This is a genomic window from Cellulosimicrobium marinum, assembly GCF_020551945.1.
GTDB classification, from domain to species: Bacteria; Actinomycetota; Actinomycetes; order Actinomycetales; family Cellulomonadaceae; genus Cellulosimicrobium; species Cellulosimicrobium marinum.
Window position 1 is genome coordinate 1 of sequence record NZ_JAJBZH010000001.1, and the last position, 18,311, is coordinate 18,311.

Here is an 18,311-nt window from a genome sequence, read left to right on the forward strand (position 1 = left end):
TCCCACGTCCGGTCGCGCGAGAATCGCGCATGGCGCTTCCACACCGTCCACCACGGGCCGAACCGCTCGGGAAGATCACGCCACGCGACCCCGGTCCGATACCGGTGAACGATCCCCTCCACGACCTGACGATGATCACGCCACGGACGCGACCTGCCCGAGACCTGCGGCATCAACCCGCCGATCACTGCCCACTGCTCGTCCGACAACTCGCGACCACGATCCACGAGCGCACTCTGCAACACCTCAGCCTTGCGACTAAGGAGACACGCCCTAGTCCGAGACCACATCACGCGACACGACGGCAAGACTCGTCCATCAAGCAGCAGATCACGTTTAGCAACAAGATCTAGTCCGCCGTGACTCGTCCTCGTTCGTCGATCCTGAGCCGGGCGGGGGCGGTCTTGGAGGTCCGCAGCACCTCGTCGACGTGCGTGATCAACAGGGCGAGACCCGCCCACCGGGGGTCGCTGCCGGGCCAGATCACGTCGAGGTCGTCGGCGACCACGCGGAAGTAGCGGTTCAGGTCCTCGTCTTCGGCGTCGAGGACGAGGCGGGTCGTACGGCACGCCGTCCCACCGGTGGAGCCGTGCCCGGCCGACGGCGACCCGTACGTCGTTGCCGTCTCCACCGGACTGGCGCGCGAACTGCTCCACGGCGTGGGGGCCCATCTGCCCGAGGGTACGCGGTGACGACGCTCGTCGACGCCCGGTCCGTGATCCTCGACGAGCGTCCGTGGTCGGGCCTGCGAGGGCGGGGACGCCCCGCCGCCCGATCGGGCACCGACGTCTGCCCCGCCAGGTAGCCGACCGGCCCTGAACAGGGTGTCGCCGTCGGGCCACGCTGGTCCTCACCAGCGTGTTCTCTAGGAGGCGACGACGACATGACGACGTATCTCTCGCCCGGCGTGTACGTGGAAGAGGTCGAGGCCGGCTCACGGCCCATCGAGGGGGTCGGCACGTCGGTCGCGGCGTTCGTCGGTCTCACGGCGAAGGGGCCGGTGAACGAGCCGACGCTCGTGTCGAACTGGTCCCAGTTCTCCCAGACGTTCGGCGACTTCCTGCCCGGCTCGTACCTCGCGCACGCGGTGTACGGGTACTTCCTCAACGGCGGCGGCAACTGCTACGTGGTGCGCGTCGGTGGCGCGGCACCCGCGGCGTCGGGCCGGGGCAGGGGGGCGACCAAGGCGATCGCGGCGGGCCCGCCCGAGGCAGCCCTCGGCGGGTACAGGGTGACGGCGCTCGACGGCGCGTCCACGGGCAAGCCGAAGAAGATCTCGGTGGAGGTCGCGGACGCGGGCGGCGACTCGGCGCCCGACGACCAGTTCAAGCTCGTGGTGAAGGTCGACGGCAAGGAGGCCGAGTCGTTCGACAACGTCACGACGAAGCGCGGCGCGGACAACGTGGCGACGAAGGTGAAGGCCGACTCGAAGATCATCACGATCGAGGAGGTCGCGCAGGGCAGCGCGCTCGTCCGGCCCGACAAGGGTGCGGTCGAGCTGGTCGCCCCGGAGCCGGAGCCGGAGCCCCCCTCGACGCAGGACCTGAGCGCCGACGACTACATCGGCGACTCTGCGGACCGCACGGGCTTCAGCGGCCTGGAGGCGGTCGACGACGTGACGATCGTCGCGGTCCCGGACCTCGTGGCGGCGCTGGAGCAGGGCGCGATCGACCTGGAGACGTTCCAGGCGGTACAGCTCGCGATGATCGCGCACTGCGAGCTCATGGGGGACCGCATGGCGATCCTCGACCCGCCGCCGGGGCTCAACGCGCAGCAGGTGAAGGAGTGGCGCACCGACGGCGCGGGGTACGACTCGAAGTACGCGGCCCTGTACTGGCCGTACGTGAAGATCTTCGACCCGCTGTCGGGCACGAACCTGTTCGTGCCGCCGTCGGGTCACATGGCGGGCCTGTGGGCGCGCAACGACGGCGAGCGCGGCGTGCACAAGGCGCCCGCGAACGAGGTGGTGCGCGGGGCGATCACGCTCGCGACGACCATCACGCGCGCGGAGAACGACCTGCTCAACCCGGTGGGGGTGAACTGCATCCGGGCGTTCCCGGGGCGGGGCGTGCGGGCCTGGGGGGCGCGCACCCTCTCGTCCGACCCGGCGTGGCGCTACATCAACGTGCGGCGCCTGTTCAACTACCTCGAGGAGTCGATCCTCGTGGGGACGCAGTGGGTCGTGTTCGAGCCGAACGACCCCGCGCTGTGGGCGCGCATCCGCCGCACGATCGCGAGCTTCCTCGTCAACGAGTGGCGCAAGGGCGCCCTGTTCGGTCTCACCCCGGAGGAGGCGTTCTTCGTCAAGTGCGACGAGGAGACGAACCCTGCCGAGGGGATCGACGCCGGGCAGGTCGTGTGCCAGGTCGGGATCGCGCCGGTCAAGCCGGCGGAGTTCGTGATCTTCCAGCTGTCCCAGTTCTCGGGCGGCACGAGCCTCGTCGCCGAGTAGGCGCACCCACCACCGGCGGCGGCCACCCGCACCGGCATCCCACCTGACAGAAGGAGCGCACCATGCCTCTCCCCGACGCCCTCGACTCCTCGACCGCGAACGCGTTCATCGTGACCATCGACGGGATCCAGGTCCCGAAGGTCATCGAGGTCAGCGGCATCAAGGCCGAGGTCGAGAAGATCGAGCACAAGCAGCAGACGGCCGACGGCAAGTACGTCATCCGCCAGCTCATGGGTCGGCCGAAGGCCGGCGAGTTCACCGTGACGCGCGGCCTCACGGACAGCAAGACCATCTCCGACTGGCTGAAGTCCGTCATGCAGGGCGACGTCAAGGGGTCCCGCAAGACGGCGTCGGTCCAGTTCCTCGACTACGCGGGCACGAAGCTGCAGACGTACAACTTCGTCAACTGCTGGGTGTCGAGCATCGAGGTCTCGTCGATGAAGGCGGGCGCCACGGAGCCCGCGACGGAGAAGTTCACCGTCTCGTACGACGAGATGACGGTCGGCTGATGCAGCGGGGCCCGGCCCTCGACACCCTGGACCGCGACCGCGCGGAGCAGGAGGGGCACGGCGCGCCGGGCCGGGTCGGGCCCGAGCCGTTGCGGACGGAGTTCGACTTCGAGCTGCCCCGCGGGTTCGTCGACGCCGACGGCGTGCGGCACACGCGCGGCACGATGCGTCTCGCGACGGCGCGCGACGAGCTCCTGCCCCTGTACGACGCGCGCGTGCAGGAGAACGCCGCCTTCACGACGGTCGTGCTGCTCAGCCGGGTCATCACGTCGTTGGGGTCGTTGTCGAGCGTGTCGACGAGCGTCGTGGAGAACATGTTCGCGTCCGACGTCGCGTTCCTCCAGGACTTCTACCGTCGCGTCAACGCGGAGGGGCACACGCGGGCGGCCGTGACGTGCCCGGAGTGCGAGCACCGCTTCACGATCGACCTCGCGGGCGGCCGCCTGGGGGAATCGTGACGTACGCGACCGACCGCCTGTACGAGGAGATCGCGTACGTCGCCTACCACTTCCACTGGTCGCCGGACGACATCCTCGACCTGGAGCACGGCGTCCGGCAGCGGTACGTGCGGGAGATCGCGAAGATCAACACCCGCCTGGCCGAGGGGGGCTGACGTGCGCTGGCCGTGGCAGCGTCGCCCGGCACCGGCCGCCGCGTCACCGGGCGGGCAGCCGTCCGGTGGTGGGTCGTCGGGCGGGTCGTCGGGCGGCTCGTCGTCGGGTGGTCCGACGGCGGACGCACCGGTCGCGGGGTGGGCGTACGTCCCGCCGCTGCAGCGCACGCTGGGCGACCTCGCGCTCACGACGTCGCCCGCGACCTTCCCGGCCCGCCTCGCCTCGTGGACGAGCCCGCGGTTCCTCGGCCGGATGAGCCACGCGGTGGACCCCCGCGCGCCGGCCGGCGTCGTCGACGGCGACGGCGCGGGACCCGTGCAGCGCGTCGTGATCGAGTCGCACGACGAGCTCGCGCTCCTCACCCCGGCGCTCCCCGTCGTCGACGGCCCGACCGCACCCGACCACGGGGGCGTGGAGGCCCGGCCCGGCAGGTTCACGGTCGCCGCGCCGCCGCCCGGCGCGGTCCCGGTGCGCGGCACCGCGGTGGTCGCGCGCGCCGTCGTGCCCGACGCCGTCACTCGCCCCTCCCCGGACGCGGCACCTGCGCTCCCACCGGCTCCCGCGGCCCCGCCTCTCGCGGCGACACCCGCGCCTCGACCCGCGCCGGGCGTGCCGGAGCACGCGCCGGGCCCGACGCCCCCTACGACGGGGACCGAGCTGCCCGTGCTCGCCGCGTCGCCCCCGGTCCAGCGCGCCGTCGACCCGGCCGCGTCGGACCGGAGTGCGGGCGCCGCGCCGGGGTCCGGCGCACCACGTCCGCGCACGGACGGTCCGGGCGGCCCGACGTCGGCCCGCCGCCTCGGTCTCGGCGCCCCCCTCGTGCCGTCCGGCCCGTCGCCGGTGCAGCGGCACGCCGACGGGGCGGCATCCCCTCCCGCCCCGTCGGTCGTGCCTCCGCTCGCCCCGCCGACGGAGCCGACCGGGCCGACGCCCCCGCTCTCGCCGTCGCCCGCACGCGCGACCGTCCCGACCTCCGCACCGACACTCGCCCGTCGGTCCGCCCCGGCCGCCACGCCGCCGCAGCCGTCGACGACCTCGGCCCTGGACGCCGGACCGTCGGTGCCGGTCGCCGCGGCACCACCGGTCGCGGCAGCACTCCCGGTCGCCCGGGCGGCAGCGGACCCCCCGTCGATCCCGGTGTCGGCGGCCTCCGAGGGTCCTCCGGGAGCGCCGGTTCCTCCGACAGACCCGGTTCCTCGGGCGGCACCTGCCTCGCCGCCGGCGGGGCAGGGACCGAGCGGGCCCGTGGTCAGCCGCGCCGTGAGCAGCCCGCTCCCGGGGATCGCGCCCTCCGCGCCGACCCTCGACCGGGCGGCGCCGGCGCTCCCGGGGGCCTCGGACGCCTCGTCCGTGGTCGTGCCCCTCCCACCCGGACCGACGGTGGCCTCCCCGGCGCTCGCACCGCTCGCGTCGGGCCCGACGGCGCCCCCGCCCGTCCCCTCGGCCTCCTCGACCGTGGCGCGCGCACCCCGCGCGACGGCCTCCCCGGCACCGAGCGTCGTCCCGGTGTCGCGGGCGGTCGCCCCCGCGGCGGTCTCTCGACCTCCGGCGGCGACCCCGCCCGGGCGGCAGCCGCTGCCGGTGCCGGGCAGCGACGTGCCCCGGCCCGGCGGCTCCGTCGACGTGGCCGGATCGGTGCCCGGGCCGCTGACCCGTCGAGGGAGCGCCGCAGCGGCCGGTGCGGTGGTCGGTTCGCCGTCCGGTGCGCCGACTCCGGAGCCGACCGGGCCGACCGGGCCGACCGGGCCGACCGGGACGGCCGGGAGTGCCGGGAGTGCCGGGAGTGCCGGGAGTGCCCGCGCCGGCGTGCCGGTCGCCGGACCACGTCGGTCGAGCTCGACGCCCGGTCTCGCGGGCCCGGTGGCGGCGGTCTCCCGCGTCGCCGTCCGTCCCGCTCGCGCGACCCCGAGCGCCGTGGTCGCGGCCCCCACCCTCGGCGTCGCCGACCCCCGGTCCCGCACGCTGCCCGGCAGCCTCCCGTCGGGCAGGAGCCCGGATGCGGTCGTCCCGGGTCCGAGCGTCGCCGGGCGGGTGATCTCGCGCGCGGTGGCGGTCGATCCGGTGGTGCACGGTCCCGTCGTCCCCGGTCTCACGACACCCGTCCAGGCGTCGTCGACCCCGGCGCCGTGGAAGGTGGCACCGGCGAGCATGGTGTCGGCGAGCACCGCGTCGGCGAGCGCAGGGGCGCCGGTCGACGCGCGGACGGTCGGGCCGGTCGTCGCGCGGACGGTCGGGCCGGTCGTCGCACGTGACCCGGGGCCGCGGGCCTGGCTGGGCGCGCGCGCCGCGCGCCCGACGCTCGGGGGGCACCGCGCGGCGTCGTGGTCGACCACGGGCGTCGCCGCCGCACCGAACGGCGCGACGAGCCCTGCGCCGCCGCTCACGGTGGTGTCGCCCGCACCCCCGGCCGCTCGACCCGTGGCACCGCTCGCTGTGCCGAGCGGCGGACCGGGCGCCGGCGTGCCCGGGCCGGGCACGGCCGGTGCGAGGGCCACGTCCGCGCCGGGCGTCGCGGCGTCGGGCACCACGGCCCCACCACCCGCGACGACGACACCCGGCACGACCGCACCCGCGACGACCACACCCGGCACGACCACGACGGGGGGTGCGGCACCCGCGACGTCGGTCCGGGCGGCTGCGCTGACCGACCGCGAGCTCGACGAGCTGGTGCGCCGCCTCGCCGACCCGCTGCTGCGGCGCCTGCGGCGCGAGGTGCTCGTGGACCGGGAGCGGCTGGGGCAGCGCGTGGACCGGAGGTGGGCGCGATGACGACGATCCACGAGGAGACGACGCTCGCCGTCGGCATCCGGTACCGGATCCTCCTCGACGACTGGAACCTCGGCCTGTTCAGCGCGTGCTCGGGGCTCGGTGCGGAGGTCACGGTCGAGACGCGCGAGGAGGGCGGGAACAACGGTGCGGTGTGGCAGCTCCCCACGCGCCTGCGGTTCCCCAACGTCACCCTGACCCGGCCGCTCAACAAGGACAGCGCGAAGATCGGCGAGTGGTTCACCACGATGGTGACGAGCGGGTACCGGTTCGGGACGGCCACGATCGACGCGATGACGGCGTCCGGGACGGAGGTGGCCCGGTTCGGGCTCATGGGCGTGGTCCCGGTCCGGTGGTCGGGGCCCACCCTGTCCACGACGGACTCGAACGTCGTCGTGGAGTCCGTCGAGATCGCGCACCACGGCTTCGTGCCGCCGAAGGCCGGGGGGTGAGCGGCGTGGCGAACCCCGTCGGTCTCGACGCCGCGGCCTCCGGAGGCTCGGCCGCGAAGCTGGAGCACGCCTACCTGCTGCTGTTCGAGCCGTCGAAGGACGGCTCCCTCGCGAAGCCGGGGCCGGAGATCGGGCGGATCGCGTTCCAGTTCAACCCCACCGAGCTCGCGATGCAGAAGTCGGCCACGTGGACCCGGCCGACGAACCCCGGCAACCGGCGGTCGAGCCCGCCCCAGTTCCAGGGTCCGGAACCGTCACGGCTCACGCTGGAGATGTTCCTCGACGCGTCCCAGGAGCACGACGACGCCGTGGTCAAGGCCGCGGACAAGCTCTTCGCGAGCTGCGTGCCCACGTCCGCGTCGCACGACCAGCGCAAGGACTCCCCGCCGTGGGTGCTGTTCCGCTGGGGCAGCCTCACCGGGTTCCTCGCGTACGTGAGCAGCGTGGACGTCCGGTACACCCTCTTCACGTCGGGCGGGCTGCCCATCCGGGCCGTGTGCTCGGTGACGCTCGAGGAGATCGCGGGCGAGTCGCCCCGGCAGAACCCCACGTCGGGCGGGCTCGTGCCGCACCGCGAGCACGTCGTCGTGCACGGCGACACCCTGGCGGGCATCGCGTACGGCGAGTACGGGGACCCGGCGCTGTGGCGGGCCGTCGCGCAGGCCAACCGCATCGACGACCCGTTCCGCCTGCGGGCGGGCGACCGGGTGCTGCTGCCCGCGGTGGAGGACCTGCGCGACCCCGCGGTGGGACGGCGTGCGGAGGTGGTGCCCCGTGCACGGTGAGGAGCACAGCGCCCAGCTGGTCGTCACGGTCGACGGCGCCGAGCTCGCCGCCGACGTCGCGCCCCTGGTCACGTCCGTCGTCGTGGACGCGCGCCGGGACGCGCCCGCGATGTTCGCGCTCGACCTGTCGGACGAGCACGGCACCGTGCTCGACAAGGCGGGCCTGCGCATCGGCGCGACGGTCGGGCTCGCGGTCCAGCTCGCCGGGTCGGGCGGCCCGCAGGACCTCCTCACCGCCGAGGTCACGTCCCTGGAGGCCGACATCGGCCCCGGCGGGCGGCGCACCACCGTGCGCGGTCTCGACGTCGCGCACCGCCTCGTCGCGCGCCGCCGCACCGCGACGTACGTGAACGTCACCGCGTCCGACGTCGTCCGCACGGTCGCGGGTGCGGCGGGCCTGCACGTCGGCCAGGTCGACGCGACGTCGGACGTGCTGGAGCACCTGTGGCAGCCGAACGTCACCGACTGGGACCTGCTCCTGCGCCTCGCCGACCGGTACGGCGCCACCGTGACCGTCACGGCCGGCGCGCTCGACTTCCGGCTGCCCGCCGAGGCCCGCGGGGCGCCCGGCCCGACGGCGAGCGCCCGGCAGGACCCCACGGTCGTCGAGCAGGGCGTCAACCTCCTCGCGCTGCGCGCGACCGTCGCCGCGGGCGAGCAGGTGCCCGAGGTGCAGGTGCGCGGGTGGGACCCCGCCGCGAAGCAGGCCGTGGTCGGCACGGCGCCCGCCGCGGCGCGCGGCGCCCAGCTCCCCGGCACCACCCCGAAGAAGCTCGCCGACGCGTACCGCGTGCCGCCGCTCGTCGTCGCCAGCACCCGGTTCACCACCGGGGCGCAGGCCACGAGCGAGGCGCGCGCCGTCGCCGACCGCCTGGGCAGCGCGCACGCCGAGCTCGACGCGACCGTCCTCGGCAACCCGCGCGTCGCCGTCGGGAGCCCGGTGGCGCTCGCGGGCTGCGGCGAGCCGTTCGACGGGCGGTACGTCGTCAGCGCGGTGCGTCACGAGCTGTCCGGCGACGGGTACCGGACGCACCTCACGGTGTCGGACGCGTCGGACCGCTCGTCGTACGGGGTGCTGTCCGGCACGTCGGCGACGCCCGGGGCCGTGTCCGGGCCGGTGCCGGGCATCGTCAGCGGCACGAAGGACCCGCAGAACCTCGGCCGGGTCACCGTCAAGCTGCCCGTGCTCGACGACGGCCTCGTCACCCGGTGGGCGCGCGTCGTCCAGCCGGGGGCCGGGGCGGGCCGCGGCATGTTCGTGCTCCCCGAGGTGGGGGACGAGGTGCTCGTCGCGTTCGCGGAGGGCGACCTGGACCAGCCGTACGTGCTCGGCGGGCTGTTCAGCACGAAGGACAAGCCGCCCGCGCCCGGCGGGGCGTCGGCGTACGTGAACGGCTCCGACGGGTCGGTGACGAGCCGCGCGCTGACGTCGCGCACGGGCATGTACGTGCAGTTCGTCGAGTCGCCCGACGCCGAGCGCCTCGTCGTGTCCGACAAGGACGGCAAGCAGACCCTCGTCCTCGTGCAGAAGCCGCAGGCCGGGGTCGAGATCACGTCGTCGGGCCCCGTCACGGTGAAGGCCGACAAGGCGGTCGAGATCACGGCCGCGCAGGACGTCACGTGCACGTCGACGTCGGGGAAGGTCACGGTGAAGGGCACGCAGGTCGCGCTTGAGGGCACGAGCGCGATCGAGCTCAAGGCCCCGAAGGTGTCCGTCACCGCCGACGCGCAGCTCGTCCTCAAGGGCGCCACGGCGACGCTCGACGGGACCGGCACGGCGGAGGTCACGTCCAGCGGCGTGACCACGGTGAAGGGGAGCCTCGTGAAGCTCAACTGACGCAGGCGGCCGGGGCGGCGCGCGACGGGCGGCCGACGGGCCGTGGACGGGTACGGCACGACGGAGGAGGGGACGTGGGCGAGGAGTTCATCGGCGCGGGGATCGGGTTCCCGCTGCGCACCGACCGGACGGGCCGGCTCGCGCTCGTGCGCCGGACGCAGGAGATCGAGGAGAGCATCCGCCTCATCCTCGCGACCGCGCCCGGGGAACGGCCCATGCGCCCCGAGTTCGGGTGCACCGTCCACGACTACGTGTTCGCGCCGGCCGACGCCGGCACGGCGGGCGACATCGCGTACGCGGTGCGGGTGGCGCTCGACCGGTGGGAGCCGCGGGTCGACCTGCACGACGTGCTCGTCCGGTTCGACCACGTCGACTCCGGGGTGCTGTACATCGACGTGCGGTACGTGCTGCGTGGCACGAACGACCCGCGCAACCTCGTGTTCCCGTTCTACGTCATCCCGCGCGACCACCCGCTCGACACGACCGTCGACGCCCCCCTCGACGCCTCGGCGGGGGGTGCGTGATGCTGCCCTCCCCGAACCTCGACGACCGCCGGTTCCAGGACCTCGTCGACGACGCGAAGCGCATGGTGCAGGCGCGCTGCCCGGAGTGGACCGACCACAACGTCTCCGACCCGGGCGTCACGCTCATCGAGACGTTCGCGTTCATGACGGACCAGCTGCTGTACCGGCTCAACCGGGTGCCCGACCGCCTCTACGTCGCGTTCCTCGAGCTGCTCGGCATCACGCTGCACCCCGCGACCGCCGCGACGGTCGACGTCGTGGTGCGCCTCACCGCGCCGCAGCCCGAGCCTGTCGTCGTCCCGGCGGGCACGGAGGTCTCGACGCTGCGCACCGAGCGGGACGACGCGGTCGTGTTCCGCACGACGCGGACCCTCACCGTCCCGCCGCGCCACCGCACGGACCTGCTCACTCGCCCCGCCGGCGGCGACACCCGGCGTCGGACCGACGCCGTGACGACGGGCGAGCGGTTCCCCGCGTTCGCCGAGGCCCCGGCCGTCGGGGACGTGCTGCTCGTCGGCCTGGACGACGCCGCGCCGTCGTGCGTCGTCGCGCTGCGGTTCACGTGCGACGTCCAGGGCGTGGGCGTCGACCCGCGCCGCCCCCCGCTCGTGTGGGAGGCGTGGGACGGCAGCCGCTGGGAGCGGTGCGACGTCGACTCCGACGGCACGGGCGGGCTCAACCGGGCGGGCGACGTGGTGCTGCACGTCCCGGCGTCGCACGTCGCGTCCGTGGAGGACGGGCTGCGCGCGGGCTGGCTGCGCTGCCGGGTCGTCGAGCCGGAGGAGGGCGCACGCCCGTACAGCGCCCCGCCCGTGGTGCAGGACGTCGAGGCGTTCACCGTCGGCGGGACCGTCGAGGCCGTGCATGCCGAGGCCGTGACCGACGAGGTCCTCGGCACCTCCGAGGGGGTACCCGGGCAGACGTTCGTCCTCGCGCACCACCCCGTCGTCGCGGGTGACGAGCCGATGGTCCTGGAGGTCGCGACGGGCGACGGCTGGGAGCGCTGGACGGAGACGACGTCGTTCGCGGGAGCCGCACCGCAGGACACCGTCTTCACCGTGGACCGGGCCACGGGTGAGCTGCACCTGCCGCCCGCGGTGCGCGACGCCGACGGCTCCCTCGTGCTGCACGGCGCCGTCCCGCCCGCGGGTGCGCTGCTGCGCGTGCCCGGGTACCGCGTGGGCGGTGGTCCCACGGGGAACGTCGCCGCGGGCGCGATCCGGGTGCTGCGGGGCACCATCGGGTTCGTCGACCGGGTCGAGAACCGCCGGGCCGGCCACGGCGGCGTCGCGGCCGAGAGCGTCGACGAGGCGCGCGTGCGCGGCCCCCTCGCGCTGCGCACCCGTGACCGGGCCGTCACCGCCGAGGACTACGAGCAGCTCACGCGGTCCGTCGCCCCCGGTCTGGCGCGGGTCCGCTGCGTCGCCGACCCCGACGCCGCCGAGGGCGTGCGCGTGCTCGTCGTGCCTGCCGCCGCCGCGGACGACGACGGGCGCCGCCGCTTCGAGGACCTCGTGCCCGACGCCGACGTCGTCGCCCGGGTCGTGGACCACCTGGAGCCGCGCCGCACGCTCGGTGCCCGGGTCGTCGTCGGGCCGCCCCGCTACCAGGGCGTGACCGTCGTGGCGCGGGTGACCGCGCGCACGCGGTCGCGTCGGCCGGCCGTCGAGGCGGCGGCCCTGCGCGCGCTGTACGCGTACGTCGACCCGCTGGGCGGCGGTCTCGACGGCCGCGGCTGGCCCTTCGGGCGAGCCGTGCAGGCCGGGGAGGTGTTCGCCGTGCTCCAGCGGGTCGACGGCGTCGACACGATCGAGGACGTCAAGCTGTTCGCCGCCGACCCGCTCACCGGCGACCGCGGCGAACCCGTGCAGCGCGTGCCCGTCGACCCCGACGCGCTCGCGTTCTCCTACCGGCACCAGGTCCGCGTCGTGGAGGGGTCGTGAGCGGCCGGGGCGCCGTGCCGGGCCTCGCGAGCCCCGTGCCGTTCGCGTCGCTCCTCCCGGGCGTGTACCTCGACGACGACCTGCTCGGCCGGTTCGTCGCCGCGTTCGACGACGCGCTCGCGCCCGTGTTCCTCACGCTCGACGGGCTGCACGGCTACGTCGACCCGTGGCTCGCGCCCCGCGACCACCTGGAGCGGGTCGCGGCGTGGGTCGGGGTCGACCTCGACCCCGCGTGGCCGACGTCGCGGTGCCGCGAGGTCGTCGCCGGCGCCGCCCGCACGCACCGGCTGCGCGGGACGGCGCGCGGCGTCGCCGAGGCGGTGCGCGCCGTCGTCGACGCCCAGGTCGACGTCACCGACACGGGCGGCGTCACGGGCTCGACCGAGCCGGGCGCCGACCTGCCCGGGTCACCCGGCCCCGCGTTCCACGTCCGGGTCGTCGCCGCCGACGCGACGACCGTCGACGAGCGGCGCGTGCGCGAGGTCGTCGCCGCCGCCCGCCCGGTGCACGTCCCGTTCACGCTCGAGGTGGTGGAGGACCGATGACGACCACGACGACATGCCCGACCTGCGGGCAGGCGAACGAGCCGGGCGAGGCGTTCTGCGGCGCCTGCGGCGCGTACCTGGAGTGGGACGACGTCGCGGCTCCCGCCCCGGCACCGGCCACCCCGGCCGTGCCCTCGGCGACCGTGCCCGCGGAGTCCGTGACGCCGGAGACCGCGCCCGCGAACAGCGTGCCGGCGCAGACCGTGCCCGCGACCAGCGTGCCCGCCGACCGCGTGCCCGACGCCGGTCCTCCCGTGACCGCGGACGTGACCCCCGCGGACGTGGCCCCCGCGGACGTGCCCGCGCAGGCCGCGCCCGCGCCGTCGGGGGAGCCCGCGCCGTCGGGCGGGGAGCCGGAGGCCGTGCTGCCCGGCGTGCCGCGCCCACGACCCGCGCCGCGCCGGGCCGAGACGCAGGAGCCGGAGCCGGAGGCCGGCGACCTGGTCTGCGGGGCGTGCGGCGCCGGCAACGTCCCGACGCGGCACTTCTGCCGTCGCTGCGGCGCGTCGCTCGCGGACGCGCGCGTGCAGGGGCGCCGGTCCTGGTGGCAGCGCCTGTGGCACCCGGAACCCCGGACCGCGCCCACGGCGGGCACCCGGCCGAGGCGTCGCCGCCGCTTCCCCACGAAGACGGTGGTCACGCTCGTCGTGCTCGCGGGCCTCGGGGTCGCCGCGTACGCGCTGCGCGGCCCCATCGGCGACGGCGTCGTCACGGTGCGCGACCGGCTGCAGGGGAACGAGGTCTACAACCCCGTCGCCGTGCGGGCGTCCAGCGAGGCGCCCGAGCGTCCCGCCTCCCAGATCGTCGACGGCACCAACGACCTCGCCTGGTCGCCCGCGGAGCCTGGGGACGGCGTCGGGCAGAGCGTCGTGCTGACGTTCGACCAGCCGTTCCGGCTCGTGCACCTCGTCGTCATCGGCGGCGCGTCGACCGTCCAGGAGGAGTACCTGCAGGGCTCGAGCCCGCGCGCCCTCGACGTCACCGTCACCCGGTCCGACGGCACGACCGCGCAGCAGCGCGTCACCCTCGACGACGTCCCCGGGCCGCAGGAGGTCGAGGTCGGTCAGGACGACGTCACGTCCGTGCGCCTCACGATCGTGTCGACCTTCCGGGCGACTCCCGAGACGTCCGTGGCGATCGCGGAGGTGGAGTTCCGGGGGCGGTGACCGGAGCCGGCACGCCGAGCTCGCGCAGCACGGCCGCGTACTCGCGGGCGGCGCGCGACGCGGCCGCCTGGTCCCCCAGCGCGGTCAGCGTCCGCACGAGCACGCGCCACGGCGTGTCCGCCCAGGGGTACAGCTCGACGCTGTGCCGCGCGGCGGTGGACGCGCGGCTCACGTCGCCCGCGCGCTCGCACGCGACCGCGAGCCGCTCCGCGGCGCCCGCCGCCTGGACGACGTACCGCTCGCGCAGGGGCAGCACCCACTCCGTCGTCCCCTCCTCCGGCAGGAGGTCGCCGCCGTACGCGTCGAGCGCGACCTGCCAGGCGGCCACGGCGTCGGCCGGGTCGTCACGCTCGAGACGTCGTGCGCGGGCGACGCGCTGCTCGAACCGCGTGACGTCGCAGTCGGAGCCGGGGGCGAGACGCAGGACGTAGCTCTCCCCGTCCCGCTGCAGCAGGCCCTCGGAGCGGGGCGGACCGTCGGGCGAGAGAGCCCGGCGGGCGGCGGACACGTTGACGTGCAGGCCGTGCAGGCCGGACTCGAGGTCCGCCTCGCCCCACAGCGCCCGCGCGAGCTGGTCGCGGTGCACGGCGCGGCCCGCGTGCACGGCGAGGAACCGCAGCGTCCGACGCGCCCGCGGGCGCAGCCGGGACTGGTCGACGACGCGCCCGTCCACCGTGATCTCGGCGCGGCCGAAGCAGCGCACGGTGAGCACGGGCGAGCCCGCCCGCAACCGGACGAGCGTCGGCCGCGTCTGCTCCGGGGGCAGCTCGGCGTCCGTGTCGTCCGTGTCGCCGGCGTCGGCGGGCAGGGGGGACGGCCCGGCCGCCCGCGCGGCGCCGTCGGCGTCCTGGGTCGTCCAGGAGCGCGGGTCGGTCGACATGCCCGCCGCGCGCGCCGTCGAGGCGGCGAGCCGCATCAGCTCGTCGTGCTCGCGCGGCCTGCACCCGGCCAGCGCGACGTACGCGACCGCGAGCGCGCCGGGGACGTCGGCGCGGCGCGCGAGGGACTCCGCCTGCTCGGCCTGCGGCAGGGCGTCGGGCAGGCCCGCGTGCACGGCGGCGACGGCGAGCCAGGCACGAGCCCACGCCTCCAGCGCGCCCGCCTCACGGTCGCGGCACCGCCGGGCGAGCTCGTCCCAGTCGAGCGCCGTCGCACGCCCGGACCGTGCCCGGGCCACGACGCGCGCGCCCGTCACGAGCAGCGCGCTCCACAGGTCCTGGTCGCGCTCGCACGCCGCGACGACGCGGTCCACCTCGCGAGGGTCCGCGTCGTCGTCGAACGCGGTGACGACGCCGTACGTGATCCGGGCCAGCCAGAACCGCCCGCGTCGCTCCGCCTCCGCATGGATGCGGTCGAGCGTCGGGCCGACCTCGGCGTCCGGGACGCCGCCCGTGAACACCGTGGAGAGGAGCTGGGCGAGGAGCATCATCGTCGCGTCCGCGTCGAGGTCTCCCGCCGCCTCCCGCAGCAGCTCGCCCGCCCGGACCTGGTCGCCCGCCACGAGCAGCGCCGCGCCCGCGGAGAGGTTGCGCCCCCGGGCGACCGTCCCCACCGAGCGCGCGACCGTGACGGGAGAACCCGCCGCCGCCGCGATCACCACGTGCGACCAGTGCGTCATGGCGGGTGCGTCCGGGCCGGGCCGTGGCCGGCGAGGGCCCGTGCCGTGCATCGCCTCGACGATCCTGCGGAGCGCGTCGAACGCGTCGCGGTCGACGTCCGCCCGACCCGAGGCCTCGGCGACGACCCGCGCCGCCTCCGCGACCCGCCCGTCCGTGCCGAGCTCGCGCAGGTGCGCGACGAGCACCGCGCCGTCCGCGGCGACGAGCTCGGGCGGGAACGTCGACCCCCACTCGCGCTCGCCGCGGTCCCACACCTCCGCCGACGAGCGCAGCAGCCGCCGCACCCCGTCGAGGTCGTGCGCACGGGCCCGCGCGCGCAACGCCTCCGGTGCGGCGCCGTCGGCCTCCAGGACGGTGGCCGCGTCGGCGAACGAGCGCCGCGCCTGCTCGACCGTCAGCTCGTCCGCGACGGCGGTGACGAGGTGCCGGCGCAGCACCCGGTGCACCCGGAACGCCCGGTCCTCGACCGGACGCACGAGCGTCGTCGCACGCGCCAGGCGGTTGAGGACGTCCGCCGAGTCGGACCGCCCGCAGAGCGCGTCGCACCGGGAGGGCGTGAGCAGCTCCAGCGCGGCGGTGTCGTGGAGGAACCGCTGCAGGTCCACCGGGAGCGTCGCGAGGACCTGCGTCGACAGGTACTCCCAGGCGAAGCGCTGACGCCGCGACAGCCGGCGGATCGCCCGGCGGGTCTCGCCGGGCAGGTCGTCGGCCACGGCCAGGGCGAACAGCTCCAGCGCCGCGGCCCACCCCTCGGTGTGCCACGTGAGCGCCGCGACGTCCTCGTGCTCGAGCGCCACGCCGTAGCGCTCGCGGAACAGGCGCTCGACCTCCCACGCCCGGAACCGCAGGTCCGCGTCGGTCACCGTGACGGGAGCGGCCAGCTCGAACCGCGCGAGGCTGCGGGGGAGGGGCCGCCGGGACGCGACGACCACCGAGACCTGGGGCGGGACGTCGGCGAGCAGGGCGGAGAGCGCGGTCTCGCCCGGCGTGCCGATCGCGTGGTGCGCGTCGTCGACCACGACCAGCAGGGGGTCGTCGCGGTCGAGCACGACCTGGGCGAGGTGGGCGACCTGCCCGGTGCCCGCCGACGCCGGGCCCTGCGGCGGGTGCGTCGCGCCACGCACCCGTCCGGTGCCGTCCGTGGCGAAGCGGACCTGGACGACGTCGCGCGGGTCGCGCTGCGCGACCTGAGCGAGGAGAGCCGACTTGCCGGAGCCCTGCGCCCCGACGACGAGGCCCACGCCGGCGCCGTCGAACCGGCGCAGGAGGCGCGGGCGCAACAACCCGGGGACGACCGGGGCGGCGTGCAGGGGCCGGGGTGCGTGGCTGTCAGGACCTGCAGTCATCGCGTCGGCGCCCCTTCGTCCTCGAGACCGGCCCGTCTCATGATAGGGAGCGGCCCTCAACCGGTCCTGGTACGTGCCGGGGGCACCCGATCGGCACGACCGGCGGACGTCGGGTGGTGGCATGCTTGTCGACCGTGGCCCACGAACCCCGCGTCCCCCTGCGTCCCGCCGTCGCCGCACTGCCGGCCTACGTCCCCGGGGGCCGCGTCGCCCCGGGCGCCGCCGCGTTCAAGCTCTCGTCCAACGAGAACCCGTACCCGCCGCTCCCGTCCGTCGTCGCCGCGATCGCCGATGCCGCCGCCGACGTCAACCGCTACCCCGACATGTACGCCACCGAGCTCGTCGAGGCGCTCGCGGGCCACCTGGACGTCACGCCGGGCGAGGTCGTCGTGGGCAACGGCTCCGTCGCGGTCCTCGCGCACGTGCTGCAGACCGTGCTGGAGCCGGGCGACGAGGTCGTCTACCCGTGGCGCTCCTTCGAGGCGTACCCCATCGCGGTCGCCGTCGCGGGCGGCACGTCGGTGCAGGTGCCGCTGCTCGACGGCGCGCACGAGCGGGGCCGCCTCGACCTGCCCGCGATGGCCGCGGCGGTCGGCGAGCGCACACGCGTGGTCCTCGTGTGCACGCCCAACAACCCCACCGGTCCCGCGGTGCACCGCGACGAGCTCGACGCGTTCCTCGCCGCCGTCCCGTCCGACGTCCTCGTCGTGCTCGACGAGGCCTACCTCGAGTTCGTGCGCGACCCGCAGGCCCCCGACGGCCTCGCCGTCTACGCCCAGCACCCGAACGTCGTGCTGCTGCGCACGTTCTCCAAGGCGTACGGGCTCGCGGGCCTGCGCGTCGGGTACGCCGTCGCTCGCCCCCGCCTCGCCACCGGCATCCGCGCGGTCTCCACGCCGTTCGGCGTGTCCCACGTCGCGCAGCGCGCCGCCCTCGCGTCCCTCGACGCGCGCGACGAGCTGCTCGCCCGCGTCGAGCACCTCGTCGACGACCGCACCCGCCTCGTCGACGGCCTGCGCGACCAGGGCTGGGAGCTGCCCGAGACCCACGCCAACTTCGTCTGGTTCGACCTCGGCGAGCGCACCGTCCAGCGCGCCGAGGAGGCCCGCGCCGCAGGTGCGATCGTCCGCCCCTTCGCGGGCGAGGGCCTGCGCGTCAGCGTCGGCGAGCCCGAGGCCACCGACCTCTTCCTGCGCGTCAGCGCGACCTGGCGCTAAAGCCTGTCGACACCGTGCTGCCCGGGGTCGAGCTGGAGCAGCAGGTACTCCGTCACGCCGAACACCTGCCCGACGACGCGTTCCCGGGTGGACAGCAGCGGTGCGGCCTCGGCGCGGCCGAGCACGCGCGGCGAGGTGACGCGGACCGTCTCGCCGTCCGTCGTCAGCTCGCCGCCGCCCGCGGCGAGGACGTTGCGGGCCCAGTCCGTGCCCGAGCCGTAGGGCAGGGTCACGACGAACCCGGCGGGCGTCCGTTCGACGCCGATCGGTGTCGCGTAGGCGCGGCCGGACGTCCGGCCCACGTGGTGGACGACGGCGTGCGCGTCGCCCGGCCGGCCCGACCGGGCGACCGCCCGGTCCCGGAACGCCCGTTGGCGCTCGTGGAGGAAGCGGATGCCCGGCTCCCACCGGGTGCGCAGGATCAGGACGAGCGCCGCCATCGCCGCGAGCGCCAGTGCCGCGGCCGCGCCTGCCAGGCCGAGGATCCGTCGGAGCATCGCTGTCTCCCTCGTTCGGTCCGTCCGCACCAGCGTAGG

The 18,311-nt window shown here is 75.8% G+C and carries 17 protein-coding genes; 13 read left to right on the forward strand and 4 right to left on the reverse strand.

Annotated elements, in window-relative coordinates:
- Both LGQ04_RS00005 and LGQ04_RS00010 read right to left on the reverse strand, forming a co-directional pair.
- Nucleotides 1–227: transposase (locus tag LGQ04_RS00005; protein ID WP_229241437.1), on the reverse strand; the 227-nt coding region annotated here is incomplete at its 3' end.
- Between the two features lie 122 nt (nucleotides 228–349).
- A complete protein-coding gene (locus tag LGQ04_RS00010) occupies nucleotides 350–631 on the reverse strand; it encodes a hypothetical protein (protein ID WP_229241438.1) in 282 nt (93 codons plus the stop codon).
- Nucleotides 632–883: 252 nt separating this feature from the next.
- On the opposite strand from LGQ04_RS00010, the gene LGQ04_RS00015 reads away from it, so the two are divergent.
- From LGQ04_RS00015 to LGQ04_RS00070, 12 genes are all read left to right on the forward strand, one after another.
- Nucleotides 884–2,452: a phage tail sheath family protein gene (locus tag LGQ04_RS00015; protein WP_229241439.1), complete on the forward strand. Its 1,569-nt coding sequence runs from the start codon at nucleotides 884–886 to the stop codon at nucleotides 2,450–2,452.
- 62 nt (nucleotides 2,453–2,514) lie between these two features.
- Entirely contained in the window at nucleotides 2,515–2,961 is a 447-nt protein-coding gene (locus LGQ04_RS00020; RefSeq protein WP_229241440.1) for a phage tail protein, read from the forward strand.
- On the forward strand, nucleotides 2,961–3,419 hold the full coding sequence (locus LGQ04_RS00025; protein ID WP_229241441.1) for a hypothetical protein: 459 nt from the start codon (nucleotides 2,961–2,963) through the stop codon (nucleotides 3,417–3,419). Before LGQ04_RS00020 ends, LGQ04_RS00025 begins: the two co-directional genes overlap by 1 nt.
- The gene (locus LGQ04_RS00030) at nucleotides 3,416–3,574 is read left to right on the forward strand and encodes a DUF6760 family protein (protein WP_229241442.1); all 159 of its coding nucleotides are present in this window, start codon (nucleotides 3,416–3,418) and stop codon (nucleotides 3,572–3,574) included. The genes LGQ04_RS00025 and LGQ04_RS00030 overlap by 4 nt, the downstream gene beginning before the upstream one ends.
- A gap of 1,915 nt (nucleotides 3,575–5,489) precedes the next feature.
- The gene (locus LGQ04_RS00035; RefSeq protein WP_229242398.1) at nucleotides 5,490–6,344 is read left to right on the forward strand and encodes a hypothetical protein; all 855 of its coding nucleotides are present in this window, start codon (nucleotides 5,490–5,492) and stop codon (nucleotides 6,342–6,344) included.
- Nucleotides 6,341–6,793, forward strand: coding sequence for a phage tail protein (locus LGQ04_RS00040; RefSeq protein WP_229241443.1), 453 nt, complete (start codon nucleotides 6,341–6,343; stop codon nucleotides 6,791–6,793). Before LGQ04_RS00035 ends, LGQ04_RS00040 begins: the two co-directional genes overlap by 4 nt.
- A 5-nt stretch (nucleotides 6,794–6,798) precedes the next feature.
- Entirely contained in the window at nucleotides 6,799–7,578 is a 780-nt protein-coding gene (locus tag LGQ04_RS00045; RefSeq protein WP_229241444.1) for a CIS tube protein, read from the forward strand.
- Nucleotides 7,568–9,415, forward strand: coding sequence for a VgrG-related protein (locus LGQ04_RS00050; protein WP_229241445.1), 1,848 nt, complete (start codon nucleotides 7,568–7,570; stop codon nucleotides 9,413–9,415). Before LGQ04_RS00045 ends, LGQ04_RS00050 begins: the two co-directional genes overlap by 11 nt.
- 74 nt (nucleotides 9,416–9,489) lie before the next feature.
- Entirely contained in the window at nucleotides 9,490–9,939 is a 450-nt protein-coding gene (locus LGQ04_RS00055) for a GPW/gp25 family protein (RefSeq protein WP_229241446.1), read from the forward strand.
- Nucleotides 9,939–11,882: a putative baseplate assembly protein gene (locus LGQ04_RS00060; RefSeq protein WP_229241447.1), complete on the forward strand. Its 1,944-nt coding sequence runs from the start codon at nucleotides 9,939–9,941 to the stop codon at nucleotides 11,880–11,882. Before LGQ04_RS00055 ends, LGQ04_RS00060 begins: the two co-directional genes overlap by 1 nt.
- On the forward strand, nucleotides 11,879–12,427 hold the full coding sequence (locus LGQ04_RS00065; protein WP_229241448.1) for a phage tail protein: 549 nt from the start codon (nucleotides 11,879–11,881) through the stop codon (nucleotides 12,425–12,427). The genes LGQ04_RS00060 and LGQ04_RS00065 overlap by 4 nt, the downstream gene beginning before the upstream one ends.
- Nucleotides 12,424–13,593 carry an NADase-type glycan-binding domain-containing protein gene (locus LGQ04_RS00070; RefSeq protein ID WP_229241449.1) on the forward strand — a complete coding sequence of 390 codons (1,170 nt, stop codon included), beginning with the start codon at nucleotides 12,424–12,426 and terminating at the stop codon, nucleotides 13,591–13,593. The genes LGQ04_RS00065 and LGQ04_RS00070 overlap by 4 nt, the downstream gene beginning before the upstream one ends.
- Here the strand turns inward: LGQ04_RS00070 and LGQ04_RS00075 are convergent.
- Entirely contained in the window at nucleotides 13,517–16,558 is a 3,042-nt protein-coding gene (locus LGQ04_RS00075) for an AfsR/SARP family transcriptional regulator (RefSeq protein WP_229241450.1), read from the reverse strand. The genes LGQ04_RS00070 and LGQ04_RS00075 overlap by 77 nt on opposite strands.
- A gap of 134 nt (nucleotides 16,559–16,692) precedes the next feature.
- Here LGQ04_RS00075 and hisC point away from each other — a divergent pair, with 134 nt between their 5' ends.
- Nucleotides 16,693–17,775, forward strand: coding sequence for a histidinol-phosphate transaminase (gene hisC / locus LGQ04_RS00080; RefSeq protein ID WP_229241451.1), 1,083 nt, complete (start codon nucleotides 16,693–16,695; stop codon nucleotides 17,773–17,775).
- Here hisC and LGQ04_RS00085 read toward each other — a convergent pair.
- Nucleotides 17,772–18,272, reverse strand: coding sequence for a PNPOx family protein (locus LGQ04_RS00085; protein ID WP_229241452.1), 501 nt, complete (start codon nucleotides 18,270–18,272; stop codon nucleotides 17,772–17,774). The two genes, hisC and LGQ04_RS00085, sit on opposite strands and share 4 nt — an antisense overlap.
- Nucleotides 18,273–18,311: the final 39 nt, after the last annotated feature.

Bases quoted from the DNA above. Each gene is read 5' to 3' on its own strand.
- LGQ04_RS00075 (WP_229241450.1), bottom strand. From the start codon at position 16,558: ATGACTGCAGGTCCTGACAGCCACGCACCCCGGCCCCTGCACGCCGCC.
- LGQ04_RS00020 (WP_229241440.1), top strand. From the start codon at position 2,515: ATGCCTCTCCCCGACGCCCTCGACTCCTCGACCGCGAACGCGTTCATC.
- LGQ04_RS00025 (WP_229241441.1), top strand. From the start codon at position 2,961: ATGCAGCGGGGCCCGGCCCTCGACACCCTGGACCGCGACCGCGCGGAG.
- LGQ04_RS00060 (WP_229241447.1), top strand. From the start codon at position 9,939: ATGCTGCCCTCCCCGAACCTCGACGACCGCCGGTTCCAGGACCTCGTC.
- LGQ04_RS00015 (WP_229241439.1), top strand. From the start codon at position 884: ATGACGACGTATCTCTCGCCCGGCGTGTACGTGGAAGAGGTCGAGGCC.
- LGQ04_RS00070 (WP_229241449.1), top strand. From the start codon at position 12,424: ATGACGACCACGACGACATGCCCGACCTGCGGGCAGGCGAACGAGCCG.
- LGQ04_RS00085 (WP_229241452.1), bottom strand. From the start codon at position 18,272: ATGCTCCGACGGATCCTCGGCCTGGCAGGCGCGGCCGCGGCACTGGCG.
- LGQ04_RS00040 (WP_229241443.1), top strand. From the start codon at position 6,341: ATGACGACGATCCACGAGGAGACGACGCTCGCCGTCGGCATCCGGTAC.